We start from the raw sequence: 19,543 nt of genomic DNA, 5'->3' as shown, positions 1-19,543 counted from the left end.
TGTCAGACCTCGGAGAACTGCTCCGGGGTCTGGCCGGTCGCCTGGAAGACCACCCGGCGGCCGATGAGGACCGCGTGGTCGGAGAAGCGCTCGTAATAGCGGCCGAGCAGCGTGACGTCGACGGCAGCGGCAACGCCGTATTGCCAGTCGCGATCCATCAGCACGGTGAACAGATGCCGGTGCAGATCATCCATCGCATCGTCGTCGTCCTGTAGTTTCAATGCGTCTTCGGGGTTCTGGTTGTTGAGGACCTCACGCGCGCTGGACGCCATGGCCACGGCCAGCCGTCCCATTTCGGCGAAGTAACCGTTGACCTCGTCCGGGAGAGCCTTGGCCGGGTGACGCCGGCGCGCAACCTTCGCGACGTGCAGCGCCAACGCACCCATCCGCTCGATGTCGGCGACGATCTGGAAGCCGCTGACGATCGCCCGCAGGTCGCCGGCCACCGGTGCCTGTAGGGCCAGGATGGCGAAAGCGCGTTCCTCGGCCGTGGTCGACAGGGTCGTCAGCTGTTCGTGGGCACCGATGACCTCTTCGGCGACGGCCAGGTCACCTTGTAGCAAGGCCTCGGTGGACCGCTCCATCGCGATCCCGGCCAACTCACACATCTGTCCCAGAACTCCGTTGAGTTCTGCCATCTGCTCAATGTACGCACTCCGCATATGCCCACCGTACTGCCACAAACAGGGCAAATGGTTGTCAGGTGGTGAACTGCAAATGAACGGCTGCCGTGTACTCCGGACCCGGAGGCGCTCATCACGTGCAGGTGGCGTCGCCCGCGTTGGTCACCGTGAGGTCGTTGGGGAGTTCGTCGGGACTGGAGTCCCGGGCCAGTTCCCGGACGCTGACCTGCGCACCTTCGGCCGGTGCGTCGTCCAGGGCGCCCGAGAAATCGCTGCCCAGGATGACCTCGATGCCTGAGCTGACCGTGGAATCCGCCTGGATCGAGGCACCGGGGAACATCTGTGCGACCGTCGCCGCGGATTCCCTTTCGCCGGTGGCGTACCGCACGACCGTGTCGGTGCGGTTTTCGGAGGCATCGGCGACGCCGTAGATCTGGAAGCCGAAATTGGCCAGATCGTTGGCGGTTTCGGCGGCGATTCCACTGGTGCCGGTCCCGTTGAGGACGCGTAGCGAAACGGAGTACGGCGAGAGTGCGGTGACCGTCAACTCGGCGGGCTTGGGCGTGGTGGTCGCCGGGGCGGGAGCCGGGGTGCCCGATTCCGGTGTCTCGGATTTTTCACCGGGGAGCGGCAAGTCGTTGATGATCGCGTTGAAGATGGCGTCGATGTCGTCGAGCCGGGGGATCTCGTTGCCCGACCCGTCCTCGGCGGTCCCCGAGGTGGGCACCGTCAGGAAGGTCACCCGGCCCGCGTCGAGGCCCTGCATCGATTGCCCCAGTTCGACGAGGTTGTCGGTGTTGACCTGATCGACATAGCTGTACTTGATGAAGGTGTCGATGATTCCGTTGAGCGTGCTCGGGTTGGTCAGGACCTGGCTCGACAGCGCTCCGCGCAGCAGCGACGACATGAACAGTTGCTGCCGTTTGATGCGTCCGTAGTCACCGTTGCCCTCGGTTTCGATGTTGCGGGCCCGCACGTAGTCCAGCGCTTTGGCGCCCTTCAGCGTCTTCTTGCCGGGTTTGGCGAGGATGGTGCCGAGCTCGTAGTCCTTCAGCGGCGTTGTCGAGCAGACCTCGACGCCGCCGATCTTGTTGACCACCTGCTCGAAGCCGTAGAAATCCATGGCGATGAAGTGGTTGATGTTCAGGCCGGTCATGGAGGTGAGGGTGTCGACCAGACACTTCGGACCGCCGTCGCCGTACACGCTGTTGAGCTTCATGCCGGTCGCCGCGGGGATCTCGTCGGAGGTGTATTCGCCGTCCTCGTTGTTCCAGGCGGCGCATTCGGGCCGGTCGACCTGCAGATCACGCGGAAATGACACGGCGACGACGCGGCTACGGTCGGCCGGGATGTTCACCATGATGACGGTGTCCGAGCGGGCGATGCCCCCGAAATCAGCGCTGTCGCCGGCGCCGACGGTGCCGTTCTGTCCGGCGCGGGTGTCGGTACCGACGATCAGGTAGGTCTCGTCGCCGGTCTGCAGCTGTTTGTCGCGGATCTGCTCGTTGTCGGGGTTCACCGCGTCGACGGTGTTCCAGTTGCCGTCCTTGACCTTCTGATATCCCCACACCGCGCCCGTGCCGAGCAACGCCATCACGCAGGCGAGAGCGATGAGGATCCGGCCACCCACGGTGGCGCGATGTATCAGGTGCCTGTGGTCGCGGGGCTCGGCAGGTGTGTCGCGCCGGCGGGAGGCGGTACCGGTATCGGAACTGACCGCTCGGGGCACCCTGGGCGCGGGCTCGTCGGCAGCCGGATCCGGGACCCGGGCCGAAGCGCTGATCGGCGCGATGTACTCGGTGACCGCGGGGTCGGACGCGGCGGGGATGACCTCGGTGTTCGCCTCGGCCTCGGCGTACGGGGGCTCCCCGGGGCCGACGATCTGCTCGGTCGGTGCCTCGGCCGGGCCCACCCGGCGGGGACGCCGGGGGGTGGATGTGGCCGACGGGGGTGGATTCGCCGGGGATGGCGGATTCGGGGGAGTGGGGTGGTCGGTGTTCTGCGGTGGCGGTGGGGCGCTCTCGGGGGTGTCACCGGGTTCCGCGGCGTCGGACGCGGCCGCGGCATTCATCCGGTTGAGCAGCTCGCGGACGGTCAGCCGATTGCGGGCACCCTCGGTCAACCCGCGGCTGGTCGGCTCCCGCAACACCTCGTCAGAGGGCGCGCCGAGCTGGCGGCGAATCTCATTGCGGCGTTCCTCGGACGCACGTGCCCGGAGTTCGTCGTCGCTCACCCATGTTCCTTCAGCCATCTGGGCGCCGGGCTGTATCTCAGGCCCGGCTGATCGCTCAGCGGGCACGGCGCCGACTCGATAATACTGATCAAAACGGTCGCATCCCTATGTGAGGGATGAGAATGTGCCGTGCGGCATGCCGATATGCGACAGCATGGATCTCGAGTTCGTGAACGGGATCGTCGGGATGGGGCGGGTTCAGCCGCCCGAATGCATGACCTCGGCCCCGGCCGGGACCGCCTCGTCGTCGGGGTCGTCGAGCCAGCCGTCGGGCAGTGCCACCGCCGAGGGTGAACCCTGGCGGCCGCGTGGACCGTGTGCATCGTCGGGGAACGGCACGTCAGCGGGCAATTGCCCCACCAGATCGGCCAGTTGGGTCACGGTCTCGACCAACGCCATCTGGCGCCGCAGCTCCGAACCCACGGGGAAGCCGCGGAGGTACCAGGCGACGTGCTTGCGGATCTCCCGCATGCCTTTGAACTCACCGTGATGATCGGCGAGCAGTTGTCCGTGCCGGACAATGATCTGCGCCACTTCACCGAGATTTGGGGCCACCGGGGCAGGAGTGCCGTTCAATTCGGCACTGAGTTCGGCGAACAGCCACGGGCGGCCGAGGCAGCCGCGACCGATCACCACGCCGTCGCAACCGGTCTCGTACATCATCCGGGTGGCATCGGCGGGTTCGAAGATGTCGCCGTTGCCGAGCACCGGAACATCGGTGACGTGTTCCTTGAGGCGCGCGATCTGGTTCCAGTCGGCATTGCCCGAGTACCGCTGCGATGCGGTACGTGCATGCAACGCAACAGCTTTCGCACCCTCGGCGGCGGCGATACGGCCGGCGTCGAGGTGTGTGTGGTGGTCTTCGTCGATGCCGACCCGGAACTTGACCGTGACCGGGACATCGGTGCCCTCGGTGGCGCGGACCGCAGCGGCGACGATGTTCGCGAACAGGCGGCGCTTGTACGGAATCGCCGAACCGCCACCTTTACGGGTGACCTTGGGGACCGGGCAGCCGAAGTTCATGTCGATGTGGTCGGCGAGGTTCTCGTCGACGATCATCTTCGCCGCGGCGTAGGTGTACTCCGGATCGACCGTGTACAGCTGCATCGACCTGGGGTTTTCTTCCGGGCCGAACGTGGTCATGTGCATCGTGACGGGGTGCCGCTCGACCAGTGCGCGCGCGGTGACCATCTCGCAGACGTAGAGTCCGGCGACGGTGCCCGTGCGGGCGAGTTCGAGTTCGCGGCACAACGTGCGGAAGGCAACATTGGTCACCCCGGCCATCGGGGCCAGGACCACCGGGCTGGACAGCTCGATGGACCCGATCCGCAGGGCCGGGGTGTTCGTCTCAGTCAGTAGAGCGGTCAGCGCAGTGTTTTCTGTTTAGGAGGCGGCAGCGGCTTTTTCGCGCTTGGCGGCTTCACGCGCCAGCGAACGATCACGCATCTCTTCGAACTTGAGGGTGTCGGCTTCGAGCTTCTGCAGGAAGGCGGCGAGATCTTCGCGGATCTTCTCGCCCTCCGGGCCGAAGTCGTCGCGCTCGAAGATGTTCCACTTGCGCAGCACGGGCTGGACGACCTCTTCGAGATGCTGACGCAGGTCGTAGATGCCGTGCTTGGCCATCAGGACACCGTTGCGGCGGAAGTTGGGCATACCGGCACCGGGCATCTGGAAGTTGGACACGATCTCGTAGATCGCCTTCATCGTCTGATCGGGGACCAGATCGAGGGCAGCGCCGCAGATGTTGCGGTAGAAGACCATGTGCAGGTTCTCGTCGGCGGCGATGCGCTGCAGCATCCGGTCGGCGATCGGATCGTTGCAGGCCTTGCCGGTGTTGCGGTGCGAGACGCGGGTCGCGAGTTCCTGGAACGTCACGTACGCGACCGATCGCAGGATGCCGGCAGCCTCTTCGCCCAGCTCGTCGGCGCGGTCGCCGGCGGCCTGCAGCGGGGAGTAGCCGTTGGTCATGTGGATCATGCGGGCCTCTTCGAGGGCCACGGGATCGACACCGCGGGTGACCACGAGGTAGTCGCGCATCACGATGCCGTGCCGGTTCTCTTCCGCGGTCCAACGGCCGACCCAGTGGCCCCACGCGTCGTCCATCGAGAAGTTCTCGGCGATCTCGCGGTGGTAGGACGGCAGGTTGTCCTCGGTCAGCAGGTTGGTGACCATCGCGGCCTTGGCGACCTCGTCGAGTCGTGACTGCTCGGGATCCCAGTCGACGCCACCGAGAGCGGCGAAGTTCTGGCCTTCATCCCACGGCACATAGTCGTGGGGATGCCAATCCCTCGTCGTACGCAGGTGGCGGTTGACGTTTTCTTCGGCCGCCGGTGACAGTTCCTTCAGTAGCTCAAGTTGGGTCAACTCGCGTGCCATCAGATATTCCTCCAGGAAGGGCTCGGCTGTAAGGCTTCAGGGTACGGGATCGTGATGCCGTCACCCAAGTTGTTGCGCGGCGCGCTCGGCCGGTGAAAAGCGGCGCCACACCAGTTGTTTTCGGTACCTCTGGGCGTCGTGCCCGCGCGGGCCGCTGTTACCGGCATTGTCGAAATGTGGTGCAGCTAACGCGGGGTTTCTCAGAGATATTTACCGAACTTGATGAGCCATTCAGAAGCCTCTTCGGTGAGGTTTCCCAGCTCCTGCGCCCTATTGCACCAGGCTTTGGCCGCCTGGGCAAACTCTGCGGGGTTGTAGATGTCCTCTTCTTTTGCCCAGAGTCCCTCGCCGCCGTAGGTCAGGATCGTGATGTTGGTGGCCGTGAAGACGCTGCCGTCTCCCGGGTCGCACATCGGGTTGTCGATCTCACAGATCACGCGAGCAGTGTCCGGGTCGACCACGTGCCACAGCGAGATGTACCCGACCATGTGGTTGCCGGGGAAGCGTCCCATGGTCTTGTTCACCCACGCCCGGATCTCCTCACGCCCCTTGAACGTGCCCAGGGCGTGTTCGACGTAGTCGGCGTCCTCGGTGAACTGATCGGCCCAGCGATTCCAGTCCGAGGTGATCGCCACCTCATCATTGACCGCCTTGAACTTGCTGAACTCCGATTCGAGTTCGGCTCTGGTGAACTGCCCCATCTACTCCTCTATCTCTTGTGTCGGACCGAACGGCCGCGTCAGGCCGGGCGGACGGCGATGGTGGCGTCGATACGACGGATCTGACAGTGGTCATCGAAGGCGAATGTCTCGTCGACGGTGGCGACCGCGAGGTTGCGTCCGGCGAAACCGTAGTCGAGGGCGTACACCGTCCGGACCAGATTGCCGTGCTGGGTCCAGATCGCATCCCCGATCCCGGTGATACCGCCGTACTGCAGGTGGGCGGCGAGCTCCGCCTTCATGAATTCGCCGGAGAAACCGGTCTGCAGTCCGTTCTCGAAGCGGATGACGTCCTCGGCCAGCGGCACGTCGTAGGCGAGTGCCGGATCGATGAGTGCGGCGATGTACGCCTGGGCCCCGGCGCGCTGCGCGTCGGCCGTGCAGGTGGTGTTCGCCTGGGTCTCGGCCAGAGCGGCCACCGGTGTGGTCAGCAGCGACGCCCCGGCCACTGCGGCGCCGACGAGCAACCGGGACCCGACAAATTTCATGGAGTGAGCGTATGTGCTCAATCGGCCGGGCGGGGAAATTATCCGGTGATCGATCAGACGGATTAATAGCTGCACGAGTCCTGGTGTGCCGTCGGCGGTGCTCGATACCATCAACCGCATCTCGCCGCCGGCGGGTGACGAGAAAGGTCGAGTGGCTATGAGTGTGGCGATCGGGTCTCACATCGGTGGCTATCAGATTCTCGAGCTGATCGGCCGCGGCGGAATGGGCGAGGTGTACAAGGCCCAGCACCCGCGACTCCCGCGCGCCGACGCGATCAAATTGCTCAACAACACCTATGGCAGCGATCCCGACACCCGGGCGCGGTTCGAGCGGGAAGCCGACCTGGTCGCTCCGCTGAGCCACCCCAACCTGGTGAACGTGCTCGATCGCGGCACGCACGAGGGCCAGTTGTGGATCGCGATGGAGTTCGTCCCGGGCACCGATGCAGCCCAGATGCTGGCGGGCGGTCCGCTGCACCCACGTCTGGCGGTGACGATCGTCGCGAAGGTCGCCGAGGGCCTGGACTACGCGCATCGCAAAGGGCTTCTCCATCGAGACGTCAAGCCGGGCAACATCCTGATCACACCCGGCACCGATCCGATGAACCCGGATGCGGTGAAACTCACCGATTTCGGGATCGCGCGGATGGCGCAGGAAACCGACAGCAGTCTGACCTCGGTCGGGATGACGGTGGGAACGCTGCGGTACAGCGCCCCCGAACAGGTGGGCGGCGAGGAGATCGACCACCACGCCGACATCTACGCCCTGGGTTGCAGCCTCTACGAACTCCTCACGGCCACAGCGCCGTTCGACGCCCCGACGAGTCAGGGGCTGATGGCTGCGCACATGTTCACCCCGCCGCCGAATCCGGCGGTTGCCAATCCTGCGGTCCCGGCGGCCATGGCTGCGGTGATCGCCCGCGCCATGGCCAAGAAGCCCGCCGACCGATTCGACTCCGGGCGTGAACTCGCCGAGGCCGCGCAAACGGCGTTGCAGGGTGGCGGGGCACAGCAGAGCACACGGACCCAGCACGCCTTTGCGCCGATCCCGGGGACGGTGGCGCCACCGCCACCGGGTCCGTCCCACGCGAGCCGTCACGGCGCGGTCCCGGCGACAGCCGCAATCACGTATCCGCCGTCGGTCAATCCGGCTCGGCCCCAGTCGAATCCCTACCAGTCGAGTCCCTACGAGTCGTATCCGGGCAATTCCGGTGGGGGCCCGGGATATCAGGGTGGGCCACCGGTCGGTACCCCTTCGTCGCCATTTCACCACCAGGGCACGCCACCGCCGGGAGGGCCTCCGGGTTCGGGTTTCGTCCCGTTTGCCGCCGGACCCGGCGGTCCGGCACGAAGGCCACCATGGTTCCGGCGGGCTGCAGTGATGGCCGGCCCGATCGTGGCCCTGGCCGCTGTTGTCGGAGTTGTGTTGGGACTGTTGGTGTTCGGGGGTGGTGATGCACTTGCCACGCCGGGACGGCCCACCGCCGAAGTCGGTGAGAGCACGGTGGACATCAGCTGGCCCGCCGTCGACAATGCCTCCGAATACACATTGCGCCAAGGGGAAACGATCATCTACGTCGGCAGCGAACCCCGGTATGCGCAGCCCGTACCGCTACCCGGCACCTACACGTATTCGGTCTCGGCCCGTTCCGGTGACCGCGACGCCTCACCTTATGGTCCGGCCAGTGGTGACGTCGTGGTGACACAGCGCTGGCACGGAGTCGAAGAGCTGGCGGGCGCGTTTCCGGACATCGTCGGTCCGAGCCCGCTGTCGACCGACACGTTCACCGAGGAGGCGTGCTGGGGTGGCGTCGGTTCGGTCGACACCGATGTCCCCAAAGTCGGCACCATCCTGTGCGGTTCGACGGAGGGCGAATACTCGGTGCGCCTGCGGGAGTTCGAGTCCCAACAGGCCCGGGATGAGTATCTCGACAGCCTCAACCTGCAGACGGCGACGGTCACCACCGAACAGGGCTCCACCGGGTTGCTCTACCAGGGCGATGAGCCCACCAGCGAATGGGCGGGCACGTTGATCTTTGCTTTCGACGACCCCGACCTCGGCGCCTACGACGTGTCGGTCACCGTGGACAGCGGCAAGAACGCCGACGCCGCGGCCGTACTCGACGAGCTTCCGCTGTGAAGCGCTGGGCGTGGCCACTGTTGGTGGTCGGTGCGGTGGTGGCGCTGGTTCTCGCTCTGGCGCTCACCTATTTTGTCCGGGGCGCCGGGGACGTCGCCGAGCCATCCGGTCTTGCGGCCGCCCAGGAGGGTGGCGTGGTGAAGGTGTCGTGGTCGGCGGATTCCGATGCCGAGTCGTTCTTGCTGAGCCGCGGCGCCGAGGTCGTGTACTCGGGTTCGGATCGCGAGTTCGTCGACGTCTCCGCTCTGGCGCCGGATGGTTCGACGTCGGTCGAGTACTCGGTCCGTGCGGTCGACGACAAGGGCCGGGTATCGAAGCCCAGTGCCCCGGCCACCGTCGAGGTCGGCGCAGGGTGGGGTCTGCTCGCACAGCCGGCGGCCGAACTCGCCGAACTGCTTCCTGCTGCTCCGTCGGAGCAGGGCTGGAACGCGATGATGTGTGAGACCAGGTTCGATGCCCTTCCTCCCGAGGAAGGGCCCGACCGTGACGGTTCGGGTGAACCGTTCATCAAGGGCGGCTTCCGGTGTGCGCTCGAGGTCGACGGCACCGAGTACGACCTCTGGACGGATTTCTATGTGAGCCCGGAACAACTCGAGTCGCGGATGACTGAGATCCGAGGGTGGACCGATGTCCGCAGTACCACCTGGCAGGGCGGTCGGGCGGTGGTGGGCGATCCGGTCGGCGACACGAAGTGGATCGGATTGACCGTCGATTCCCACCCCGGCGTTTACATCGAACTCGGGGCGGTGGACACCGGGACCACGGTGGACGAACTCATGGCGTTGGCCAACAGCCTGCCCGTCATCGACTGACGCCGGAATCGGCAAACCCCGCCTTCGGTGGGCCGTCGGGCGGTACTGTCCGCGACAGCACAATGTGGTGCGTCCGGAGGGGGACACTGTGTCGGGGAAATTGGTTCGCGCAGTCAGTCGTGTCGTGGTGACGGTGTCGGTGGTGTCGGCAAGCATGGCTGTGGCCGGTCCGGCGGTGGCCACCGCGCCGCCGGGGTACAACGACCTCACCGATGTCTGGCCGACGGCTGTCGCGCCGGCCTCATGTCGCGAGGGTGACCGGATCGAGACCGGGATTCAGGGCGAAGTCCCGCTCGCCGACCGAAAATCCGGGCGCAGCACCGAGGGCTACAACTGCAACGTCGACCTGATCGGGCAATATCAGGGTCAGGGCGCCGGCATCGTCAGTGCCACCTATGAGCACTGCTCGTACACCGGATCGACCTTTCCGACGAACTACCTCGGCCCGAACGCGGGCGTGCAGGTCATCGATGCCTCAGATCCCGCTGCACCGGTCCGCAGTGAGGTCCTGACCGAACCGGCGATGGTCGGGGGCACGTGGGAATCGTTGAAGGTCAACAAAGAACGCGGACTCCTCGTCGGTACCGGCGTCGCGATACTCGAAGGCGCGGGCTACATCTCGGTCTATGACATCTCGCAGGACTGTGCTCATCCACGTCTGCTCAACACCGGTACCGGGTCACAGCTGACGATGCCGATGCCGATCACCACGCACGAGGGAGATTTCTCGCCGGACGGCAACACCTACTGGGCATCCGGTATCGCTCCGGGATACCTCAGTGCCGTCGACCTCACCGATCCGCGGAATCCGATGGTCGTCTGGTCGGGGATAACGGGTATCGAGGCGCACGGCATGGGCTTCTCCCCGGACGGCAACACGCTCTATCTGTCGAATCTGTTGGGTATCACGGTGATCGACGTGTCGGCGGTGCAGAACCGAAAGCCCAGAACGATCGTCGCGCAGCTGATGCCCCACATCGGCGAAAAGCTGTGGGCGGACGGTCAGATCACCCAGCACTCCATCTACGCCAGCTACGACGGTCGCCCCCATGTGTTCAGCGTCGACGAGGGTGGATCCGGTGGGGTGAAACTGTTCGATGCGCGCAACTCGTCAAATCTCAAGCAGCGTAACGCGATCAAGCTCGCGATCAACCTGCCGGAAAACGCGGATCGCTGGGCGCAGAGCACCACGTCGAACGGGGCGTTCGGTTACGACGCGCACTACTGTTCCATCGACCGTCCGGTGGATCCGACCGCGATGGCCTGTGGCTGGATCCAGTCGGGAATCCGGGTGTTCGACATCAGCGACCCCGACCACTTCTCCGAGATCGCCTACTTCAATCCGCCGGCCCAGGTGGGCAAGCATTGGCAGTTGACCAATTCGATGCATGCGTTGCTGGGATCGATTGCCGCTCCGCCCATCATCGGCACGCTCGCCGTTGCCCGGGCGGTGCTGCAGGGGCAGGCGCCGATCGGCGGGATCATCAACGATCAGAGCCGACTGGTCGGCGGAGACCTCTCGGCTGATTGGTGTCTGTCGCCCCCGGAGTTCCACGGTGACCAACTGTGGGTGACGTGCATGGACAATGGGTTCATGACCTTGCAGCTGGATCCCTCGGTGTATCCGCCGCGGTGACCGAGTCCACACTTCGCCACTGGTGGTGGCCCGCGTCGGCCCTGATGATCACGTTGATCATCGGGCTGGGGATCGGACTGGCCATCAGCCCCGGCGACGACACCGCTGCGGACCAGGCGGCCGCAACCGCCGTCGACATCGGCTTCGCCCAGGACATGTCGGCGCATCACCAGCAGGCCCTCATGATGGCCGACATGCTGTCGGTGGACAGTTCACCCGACGTCCGCGGGCTGGTGAATCAGATCAGGGCCGCCCAATGGCGGGAGATCGGGCAGATGACCGGTTGGCTACAGATCCTCGACGCGCCGTTGCAGAGTGATCAGACGATGAGCTGGATGAATCCGGAAGGCCACGGCCACAGCGGGACTGCGCCGGCGGCGATGCCCGGGACGGCCACCGGCGACGAGCTCACCGCCTTGCACGACGCAACGGGTGTCGAGGCGGAGATCCTGTTCTTGCAGTTGATGATCCGTCATCACCAGGGCGGCGTCGACATGGCGGCCCACGCCGGCCAGGAGGCGGGCGATCCCGCGATCCGGCGGGCCGCAACGGCCATGGTCAAAGAGCAGTCCGAGGAGATCGGTGTGATGACGGTGATGCTCGACCAGCGCGGCGGACAAACCCTGCCGTACCCGACCTAACCGCCGAGCGTGCCGAAATCACCGTCGAGCGTGCCGAAAATCACCACTCATCGCGAGGTCAGGCCGACTCTTTCGGGTTGTCCTCGTCTGCCTCGTCGTGGACGGGGTCGAGCGGATCGACTCCGTCGACACCTTCGAGCACGGTCAGTTCCTGCTCTGCGGACGCGATGAACTCCTTGGCTTCTTCCTTGATCTTGCGCACCCAGTCGGACATCGTGTTGCCTCCCTGATCGGTCGAGGTATCTGATCGAGACCCGACAACAGCGTACGTCCCGCAGATCCACGGCGAGTGGCGTCAGGGAATGAGGATCCCGGCCTGCTGATCCCACACGCTCATCAGTTCGGCGAGGATGTCGACGGCCATGCCGAGGCCGCCGAGGTGACTCTCACCGGCCATGGTGACGAGCTTGGCGTCGGGCAGCAAAGCCACCATGTGCTCGCCGTGTGCGTGCGGGATGATGTGGTCGTGATCGCCGTGCCACCACCGCACCGGCCCGGTGATGTCTTTGACGTTGAAGCCCCAATCGCGGGAGAACACAACAACATCGGCGAACGGTGCTTCCATCTGTTTGCGACCGCCGTTGAGGAGGTCGTCGAGGAACATCGCTTTGAACTCGGGACGTTGCAGCAGCTCACGGTCGGCCGCGGGGGAGAGCCGACCGTAGAGTCCGATGGCGGGTTCGGCCACCGGGCGGGCCACGCGGAAAAACGAACTCAGGAGCCGGCCGATCGGCATCCCGAGCGTCGGAAGCAACGGCGCGAGCAGCTTGCCGAACTCCATCGCGCCGCCGTCGATCGCCTCCGGTCCCCGGGTCGGCGCGACCCCGCCGAGGATGCCGGTGACCACCACACGCTCGGGAACGGCTTCGGCGACGCCCAACGCGTACGGGCCACCGCCGGACAGTCCGATCACGGCAAAGCGGTCGATGCCCAGGGTGTCGGCGATCGTCGACAAGTCGTCGGCGAACGCATGCACGGACTCATAGCGGTGCGGGGTGGACGATCCGACGCCGGGACGGTCGACACCAATGATCCGGATGTTCTCCCGCTCGGCATATCGCCGGGCTTCGATCGGGATCTGGCGCCGGGCACCGGGGGTGCCGTGCAACCAGAAGACGGCTCGGCCGGTGGCAGATCCGAACTCGGCGATCCCGATGCGTCGATGCGCGCCGACCGCGACGTTGCCCTCGAGTTTGGGCCGTTCGACATCGATCATCCGCCAAGGATGGCACCAGACCCGCGCCGGTGGGAGGCGAATGCCGGCCTGGATGTCCGGCCGTGGTTCAGCTGACGGATTCGGTGGTGGACAGAGTCAGTTTTCCGCGCTGGATCGTGGGGCGCTGATGGGTGACCTTCAGAAGGACGATGGCGCAGACGATGGCCGAGATCGCGCTGATGATGCCGCCTAGGATCAGTGGCATACGTGGGTCGGTGATCTCTGCCAGCCAGCCGAGCAGTGGACTCCCGATGGGTGTTCCGCCGAGGAAGCAGAGCATGTAGATACCCATCACGCGACCGCGCATCTCCGAGTCGACCGACAGTTGCATGATGTTCATGGCGGCCGTGCTGAAGGCGATGTTCGCCACGCCGACCGGTATCAGCATCAAGGCCACCAGGGTGAAGGTGGGCATCAGCCCGACCACCACCTCGAGGATTCCGAAGGCGATCGCGCCGGCAAAGAACTGGCGCAGGCGCGCAGGTTTGGTGCGTCTGGCCGCGACCAGTGCGCCGGCCAGGGTGCCGACCGCCAGCATGGTCGCCAACAGACCGTAACCGCCGGCTGTGCCTTCGAAGGTGTTGGCTGTGAGCAACGACAGCGACAGCGGGAAGTTCAGGCCGAACGTCGAGACCATGAAGATGGTCGCCAGGATCACCATGAGGTGCCGATGTCGGCGGACGTAGCGCACACCGCTGCGGATCGAGCGGTCGGTGACCGCGCGTGCGCCGCGCACGAGTTCGCTGCTGCGCATCGCCATGAGTGCGGCCAGAACAGCCGCTGAACTGGCGGCGTTGATCAGGAACACCGGTCCGGTGTCGATGAGCATGATCAGCAGGCCGGCCAGCGCGGGGCCGATGATGCGGGCGGTGTTGAACGTCAGCGAGTTCAGTGCGACCGCGTTGGGCAGCTGTTCGGGGCCGACCATCTCGATCGTGAACGATTGCCGGATCGGGGCGTCCATCGCGGAGATGCACCCCAGTGCGAATGACAGCAGGTAGACGATGGGCAGAGTCGCGGCACCGCTGACGTCGATCACGCCGAGGATCAGCGCGCACAGCGCCATCGCGACCTGGGTTCCGATGAGAAGCCTGCGCTTGTCGAACCGGTCGGCGAGTGCACCGGCGGGCAGCGACAGAACGGCGGTGGGGCCGAACTGCAGCGCCATCACGATGCCGACGGCCACCCCGCTGCCACCGGAGAGTTCGAGGACCAGCCAGTCCTGGGCGATGCGCTGCATCCAGGTGCCGGTCAGGGAAACGACCTGCCCGCCGGCCCAGAGCCGATAATTCCGGACGCCGAGCGACGAGAACATCACCGGGAGCGTTCGCGAACGCCCCGGCTTCATCTCTCGTCTCTCATCCACCACACCACATTAGTTGCACACAGCCAACTAAATAAAAACCTCGTTGATCGCAAGCCGGTCGCCCGGCAGACGGCTCAGCCGATCAGGTTCTCGATCGGCTCTTTCGCAAAGTAGAGGACGAAGATCGCGGCCACGAACCAGAGCAGCGGATGGATCGTGCGGACCTTGCCGCGAGCGGTGGCCAGCACCACCCAGGAGATGAAACCGACGCCGATGCCATTGGCGATCGAGTAGGTGAACGGCATGACCACAATCGTCAGGAAGCAGGGGAGTGCGTACTCGAATCGGGTCAGGTCGATGTCGCGCACCTGCGAGATCATCATCGCGCCGACCACCACCAGGGCGGGGGCGGCGGCTTCGAGCGGGACCATCGAGTACAGCGGCGTGAAGAACATGGCGACCAGGAACAGCACACCGGTGACCACGTTGGCCAGTCCGGTGCGGGCACCCTCGGCGATACCGGAGGCGGATTCGACGAACACCGTGTTGGACGAGGCCGACCCGACACCGCCGGCGATGGCGCCGGTGCCCTCGACGACCAGCGCCTTGCCGATGTCGGGCAGGTTGCCGTCCTTGTCGGCCAGGTCGGCCTCCTTGCCGAGGCCGGTCATCGTCCCCATGGCGTCGAAGAAGTTCGACAGGACCAACGCGAACACCAGGACGGAGGCGGACAGCACGCCGATACGGGTGAAGGCACCGAACAGATCGACGTCGCCGACGAGGCTCAGGTTGGGCACGTCACCGATGGAACTGGGGATCTCCGGGATGTTGAGACTCCAACCCTTGGGGTCTGTCGCCGTCGAGTCGAGATCGGCGATCTGCTCGACGATCATCGCCAGAATGGTGGTGACGACGATCCCGATGAGCAGGCCACCGCGGACCTTGCGGACCACCAGGACCCCCATCAGCAGGATGCCGAAGACGAACAGTAGGGCCGGCCAGGTCGCGACCGAGTTGTTGATACCCAGGCTGACCGGGACCGTGGTGCCGGCAGCGTCGGGGATGCGCTGCACGAATCCGGCGTCGACGAACCCGATGAAGGCGATGAACGCGCCGATGCCGGCTGCAATGGCTGCCTTGAGTTCGCCGGGGATCGCCCGGAACACCGCACTGCGGAAACCGGACACCGCCAGCAGGACGATGATGATGCCGTCGACGACCACCAGACCCATGGCCTCGGGCCAGGTGACCTGCGGGGCGATGGACACGGCGAGCAGGCTGTTGATGCCCAGGCCGGCCGCGATCGCGAACGGATAATTGGCGACGAGTCCGAAGACGATCGACATGATGCCGGCAACCAGAGCTGTGACAGCGGCCACCTGCGCCAGCGGGAGCACGTTGCCCAAGACGTCCGCATTTCGCGAATTGCCCGGCACGCCGCCGATGATGATCGGGTTCAGCACCACGATGTATGCCATCGTGAAGAAGGTCACCAGGCCGCCACGGATCTCGCGGGAGAGGGTCGAATTGCGTTGGCTGATCTTGAAATACCGGTCGATCGCCGACACCGGTTCTTTCTGTTCGGTGTCGCTGCTCTCGATTGCCATCCCTCGTGCCCATCCCGGTTGACCGACGGTGGTCGAACCGATTCGTTCGAGATCGTACAAAGGATGCGTTCTACGACACAAACCGCTGTGCCAGCGGTTTCGCTGCCGACTGATGCCGCCGTTGGCGGGGTGGGCAGTGTTGGTGTTTATAAGAGGCAACGACAGGGAATCACCACGAGTAAGACCCACCGCGTGAGCCGCGGTGCCGGTCGACCAACCGCAGATCGACGAGGAGCCCGAATAATGGTCGCAGCCCAGCCACTGCCGACAGTTCGTACCGATTACACCAGCGATCCGGCGATCGACGCGACCACGGTCTACGACCGCATCCGGGTGCCTGCCGGAGTCTACGCACCTCAGGATGATTCGAAACTGCTGTTGACGGCGATGGCCGAACGGGACCTCGTAGCAGGGCGACGGGTGTTGGATCTCTGTTCGGGCAGCGGTGTGCTGGCCATCGGAGCTGCCGTCTTCGGTGCCGGTGAGGTTGCGGCGTATGACATCTCTGCTCCCGCCATCGCCTGCGCCCTCGACAACGCAGCGGCCTTCGGTGTTCAGATCGACGCGCGCCAGGGATCGCTACCGGAGGCGCTGGCGCATGGACCGTACGACGTGGTCGTCTCCAACCCGCCCTATGTGCCCGACAGCACCGCGCTGCCGGGCAAAGTCGGCCTGACCCGCGCCTGGCATGGCGGCCGGGACGGTCGATCGTTGCTCGACCCGCTGTGCATCGTCGCCCCGGAGTTGTTGACCGACAACGGAACACTGTTGCTGGTGCAGTCCGAGTTCGCCGATGTGGAACGCTCGGTGACGATGTTGGCCGCCGGTGGGCTGCAGGCCCGGGTGGTCGAACGTCTGCAGATCCCGTTCGGGCCGGTGATGAACACCAACGCGCCGTGGCTCGAAGCGGTCGGAATGCTGGAGCCGGGTCGACGTTTCGAAGAACTCTGCGTCATTCGTGCGGACAAACCGGGCCCGGACGCATGACGGATCCGTCCTCCGACCGGCGGATGGTCCGGGTCGTGGCCGGCGGTCCGCTGATGGTGGAGGGACCGGTCAGCATCGAGATGCCCGATGGGCGGGTGGTTGATTCGGACCGGTTCATGGTCGCCATCTGTGCGTGCAAACGCAGCAAGAACTTCCCGTTGTGCGACACCAGTCACCGACGGAAAAGCTCAGCGAACAAAGCGGGTTGAGGTCTCGCTCCTCAACCCGCTCCATCCGTGTTCAGCTGGATGGGTTGAGGAGCGAGGTTCGGCCGTCGGTCCAGCAGGTCATCAGATGATCGGCGAACTTGTCCTCCAAGTGGAGAAACGCCTTCACACCGAATGCGACGTCGGCTTCGATCTCGGGCTCGCGGGTCAGTAGATCGCCGATCACGTCGTGGCGGACCACCTGTTCGTGCATGGCGTCGGCTTCGACATGTTCGCGATAGAACTGCACGCAGGCGTCAGGGGCGTCAAGGCGCTCGAGTGCGTGTACCAGTCGCTGCGACCCCGGTGGGGATGTGATCTCGGTGGCCGCGAAGTGCCCGACCGTGGCGCCCCGCCGGTTGCGGTGCAGCCCGAACATCGACATCACGTTCACCAGGGCCAGGGTCTCGCCCGGAACGTCTTCGAGATAGGCGAGGTAGTCCGAGCTCAGATCGGCGGCGTCGAGCAGATCCGCGAACAGCTTCTGGTGCACGTGGTTTCCGTGACCACCGCCGTACTCGTCGAACTCGATGGCCACGAACGACGCCTTGGCCTGGCCGGTGAGACGCGGGATCGCGAACGCGTGTGGGTCGGCTTCCTTGAGGTGATAGATCGAGCGGTGGATGAAGTACTCCCGCATCTGTTCCCAGGTGCCCTGTTCCTTCAGGAACCACGACGGGCCGCTGCCGTGGGCGGGTTCGGTCAGTAGGGAGCCGATCGCATCACGGGCACTGCCGGCCAGATCGATGTCGGCGACGAGAGCACTGGTGAAGTGGCGCTCGAGTTCGGCCCGGAGTCGCAGCAGGTCCGGATTCCATTCCCAGTCGTCGTCGACATCTGTGAATCCGCGGTAGTGCAGCTCGTAGCAGACGTACAGGGCCAACTGCAGGTCCTGGCCGTAGGGGTCGGCCTCGCGGAGGTCGACCGACAAGCCGCTGCCCGTCGATGACGAGGCCGGACCGGACAGGGCAGAGATGATCGTCGACGACAACGGACCGCTTGCTCGGGGCAGGGTCCGCGCGATGGAAGCCACAGATGTAGTCACTCGGTACTCCTACCCGCCGATGGGACGTCGGAAACCTGATCGGCACAGGTGAGACCATTGTCTCCCGCTTCTCAGCGCCACGCGAACACCGGCTGCTCGAGCTGGTCGACGCGGGTGTCGCGGCCGCCGAGGACGACCTCGGCGAACTGGTACATCACCGCGCCGGTCGGGGCGTGGATCAGCGAGCCGACCAGTGGCATCTGGACCACCGGGCGCCGCGATTCCGGGATGCTGATGAACCGCGGCTTCACCTGCAGGTCGTTCATCGGGATGAAGAACAGGTGGGCGACCTCACCGGGGTTCGGCGTGGTTTCCCGGTCGGGTCCGGCCCAGCAGACGATGGGGGTGATGACGTATCCGGACCTGGTCACATAGTCGTCGAGCCGGCCGAGCACATCCGCGCGATCGACTTCCACACCCAGTTCTTCGTGCAGTTCGCGGAGCGCGGCGGTGGCGTAGTCCTCCCCGGGGTCGATCCGGCCTCCGGGCAGGGCGAACTGGCCCGGATGTTCCCGCATCTTCGACGGACGTTTGGTGAGCCAGATGCCGTACTCGCCGTCGCGACTGGTCACCGCGAGCACCACGGCGGCTGCCCGGGATCCGTCGAGTTCGGCAGAGGTGTGGTCGAAGTTCTCCAACGCGGCGACGATGTGGGCGCGGACCGCACCGGGATCGTCGGTTTCCCAGAATCTCGGACCCGGCGCCTGGGCTGTTTCACCATCCATGTTCCCTACTGTGCCGCATCGGCGAGGGGCCGGGGGAGGGCGAGGTGGGAAAGCCCGCGATGTCGTTGACGTGAGGCCGGATCGGAGTAGTTTGGCGGCATGGCTGATGCTGCTGTGTCGACAATTGATGTGGGTCCCCGCAAGGTCGCTCGCCAGGTTGTGGTGAATGCGCCTGCGGCCGAGGTTTTTGCGCTCGTCGCCGATCCGCACCGGCATCCCGAACTCGACGGGTCGGGCACGGTGCGCGACACTGCCGTCAAAGGGCCGGACAAGCTCAGTGAGGGCGCACGATTCAGCGTTGGGATGAAGCAGTACGGAGTCCCGTACAAGATCACGTCGCGAGTGACCGCGTTCGAGAACGACAGACTGGTCGAATGGCAGCATCCGCTCGGTCACCGCTGGCGTTGGGAATTGCAGCAGACGTCGCCGACCACAACCAAGGTCACCGAGACCTTCGACTACTCGACCGCCAAGTCGCCGAAGATGCTCGAGATCATGGGCTTCGACAAGAAGAACGGCGACGGGATCAGCGCGACGCTGCGGGCTTTGGCTGCGCGGTTCGCCTGAGTCGAACCGCCCGGGCGAGCGTTACGCGGACTCGTCGGACGCCGCGGCTTCCTCGTATCTTTTGTGGAGCCGGGCGCGGATGTCGTCGGGCGTATAGGAGTTCCGCTGGCGGACATCCCGTCCGACCAGCACCCCACCGGCGGCCACTCCGACAACGCCTGCGAGCCCGACCCATTTCCACGCACTGTGCACCCGTCGAACAATAGCCGTCGAGTG

At 65.4% G+C, this 19,543-nt stretch carries 20 protein-coding genes; 7 read left to right on the top strand and 13 right to left on the bottom strand.

Features of this window, described 5'->3' with window-relative positions; translation table 11 throughout:
• Positions 1–2: 2 nt before the first annotated feature.
• The 6 genes from phoU to AC51GT_RS16800 all read right to left on the bottom strand — a co-directional run bounded on the left by phoU (position 3) and on the right by AC51GT_RS16800 (position 6,439).
• Positions 3–662, bottom strand: coding sequence for a phosphate signaling complex protein PhoU (phoU, locus tag AC51GT_RS16825; RefSeq protein WP_496324888.1), 660 nt, complete (start codon positions 660–662; stop codon positions 3–5).
• A 94-nt stretch (positions 663–756) separates the two neighbouring features.
• On the bottom strand, positions 757–2,856 hold the full coding sequence (locus tag AC51GT_RS16820; RefSeq protein WP_496329493.1) for an LCP family protein: 2,100 nt from the start codon (positions 2,854–2,856) through the stop codon (positions 757–759).
• Positions 2,857–3,054: 198 nt separating this feature from the next.
• Positions 3,055–4,212, bottom strand: coding sequence for a tRNA dihydrouridine synthase DusB (gene dusB, locus AC51GT_RS16815; protein WP_496329597.1), 1,158 nt, complete (start codon positions 4,210–4,212; stop codon positions 3,055–3,057).
• A gap of 27 nt (positions 4,213–4,239) precedes the next feature.
• A complete protein-coding gene (locus tag AC51GT_RS16810) occupies positions 4,240–5,232 on the bottom strand; it encodes an acyl-ACP desaturase (protein WP_496324886.1) in 993 nt (330 codons plus the stop codon).
• 200 nt (positions 5,233–5,432) lie between these two features.
• The gene (locus tag AC51GT_RS16805) at positions 5,433–5,933 is read right to left on the bottom strand and encodes a nuclear transport factor 2 family protein (protein WP_496324885.1); all 501 of its coding nucleotides are present in this window, start codon (positions 5,931–5,933) and stop codon (positions 5,433–5,435) included.
• Between the two features lie 38 nt (positions 5,934–5,971).
• Positions 5,972–6,439 carry a DUF8021 domain-containing protein gene (locus AC51GT_RS16800; RefSeq protein WP_496329492.1) on the bottom strand — a complete coding sequence of 156 codons (468 nt, stop codon included), beginning with the start codon at positions 6,437–6,439 and terminating at the stop codon, positions 5,972–5,974.
• Between the two features lie 157 nt (positions 6,440–6,596).
• On the opposite strand from AC51GT_RS16800, the gene AC51GT_RS16795 reads away from it, so the two are divergent.
• The 4 genes from AC51GT_RS16795 (at position 6,597) to AC51GT_RS16780 (ending at position 11,668) form a co-directional block, all read left to right on the top strand.
• A complete protein-coding gene (locus AC51GT_RS16795) occupies positions 6,597–8,579 on the top strand; it encodes a serine/threonine-protein kinase (RefSeq protein WP_496329491.1) in 1,983 nt (660 codons plus the stop codon).
• Complete coding sequence (locus tag AC51GT_RS16790) at positions 8,576–9,391, top strand: hypothetical protein (RefSeq protein WP_496329490.1); 816 nt, start codon at positions 8,576–8,578, stop codon at positions 9,389–9,391. Before AC51GT_RS16795 ends, AC51GT_RS16790 begins: the two co-directional genes overlap by 4 nt.
• Positions 9,392–9,545: 154 nt before the next feature.
• A complete protein-coding gene (locus tag AC51GT_RS16785; protein ID WP_496329596.1) occupies positions 9,546–11,027 on the top strand; it encodes an LVIVD repeat-containing protein in 1,482 nt (493 codons plus the stop codon).
• Entirely contained in the window at positions 11,024–11,668 is a 645-nt protein-coding gene (locus tag AC51GT_RS16780) for a DUF305 domain-containing protein (RefSeq protein ID WP_496329489.1), read from the top strand. The genes AC51GT_RS16785 and AC51GT_RS16780 overlap by 4 nt, the downstream gene beginning before the upstream one ends.
• Positions 11,669–11,726: 58 nt before the next feature.
• On the opposite strand, the gene AC51GT_RS16775 is transcribed toward AC51GT_RS16780, so the two are convergent.
• The 4 genes from AC51GT_RS16775 to AC51GT_RS16760 all read right to left on the bottom strand — a co-directional run bounded on the left by AC51GT_RS16775 (position 11,727) and on the right by AC51GT_RS16760 (position 15,797).
• Positions 11,727–11,882, bottom strand: a complete 156-nt coding sequence (locus AC51GT_RS16775; RefSeq protein WP_496329488.1) for a hypothetical protein — start codon at positions 11,880–11,882, stop codon at positions 11,727–11,729.
• A gap of 81 nt (positions 11,883–11,963) precedes the next feature.
• Positions 11,964–12,884, bottom strand: coding sequence for an alpha/beta fold hydrolase (locus tag AC51GT_RS16770; protein ID WP_496329487.1), 921 nt, complete (start codon positions 12,882–12,884; stop codon positions 11,964–11,966).
• Positions 12,885–12,951: 67 nt separating this feature from the next.
• Complete coding sequence (locus AC51GT_RS16765; protein ID WP_496325055.1) at positions 12,952–14,199, bottom strand: MFS transporter; 1,248 nt, start codon at positions 14,197–14,199, stop codon at positions 12,952–12,954.
• Positions 14,200–14,324: 125 nt separating this feature from the next.
• Positions 14,325–15,797 (bottom strand): NCS2 family permease, encoded by a 1,473-nt coding sequence (locus AC51GT_RS16760; RefSeq protein ID WP_496324878.1) that lies wholly within the window; start codon positions 15,795–15,797, stop codon positions 14,325–14,327.
• 243 nt (positions 15,798–16,040) lie between these two features.
• Between AC51GT_RS16760 and AC51GT_RS16755 the strand changes: the two genes are divergently transcribed.
• Complete coding sequence (locus tag AC51GT_RS16755) at positions 16,041–16,784, top strand: HemK2/MTQ2 family protein methyltransferase (RefSeq protein ID WP_496324877.1); 744 nt, start codon at positions 16,041–16,043, stop codon at positions 16,782–16,784.
• Positions 16,781–16,993 (top strand): CDGSH iron-sulfur domain-containing protein, encoded by a 213-nt coding sequence (locus AC51GT_RS16750; RefSeq protein ID WP_496329486.1) that lies wholly within the window; start codon positions 16,781–16,783, stop codon positions 16,991–16,993. The genes AC51GT_RS16755 and AC51GT_RS16750 overlap by 4 nt, the downstream gene beginning before the upstream one ends.
• 31 nt (positions 16,994–17,024) lie before the next feature.
• Here AC51GT_RS16750 and AC51GT_RS16745 read toward each other — a convergent pair whose 3' ends face one another.
• Positions 17,025–18,035 carry an iron-containing redox enzyme family protein gene (locus AC51GT_RS16745; RefSeq protein ID WP_496329485.1) on the bottom strand — a complete coding sequence of 337 codons (1,011 nt, stop codon included), beginning with the start codon at positions 18,033–18,035 and terminating at the stop codon, positions 17,025–17,027.
• A gap of 71 nt (positions 18,036–18,106) precedes the next feature.
• A complete protein-coding gene (locus AC51GT_RS16740; protein ID WP_496329484.1) occupies positions 18,107–18,760 on the bottom strand; it encodes an NUDIX hydrolase in 654 nt (217 codons plus the stop codon).
• A gap of 99 nt (positions 18,761–18,859) precedes the next feature.
• On the opposite strand from AC51GT_RS16740, the gene AC51GT_RS16735 reads away from it, so the two are divergent.
• Entirely contained in the window at positions 18,860–19,327 is a 468-nt protein-coding gene (locus AC51GT_RS16735; protein WP_496324873.1) for an SRPBCC family protein, read from the top strand.
• Positions 19,328–19,348: 21 nt separating this feature from the next.
• Here the strand turns inward: AC51GT_RS16735 and AC51GT_RS16730 are convergent, their stop codons facing one another.
• Entirely contained in the window at positions 19,349–19,519 is a 171-nt protein-coding gene (locus AC51GT_RS16730; RefSeq protein WP_496329483.1) for a hypothetical protein, read from the bottom strand.
• Positions 19,520–19,543 lie beyond the last annotated feature (24 nt).

Source organism: Williamsia sp. z34, assembly GCF_059553395.1.
The sequence above is the reverse complement of the archived record's forward strand: the minus strand, read 5'-3'. Positions and strand labels throughout refer to the sequence as shown.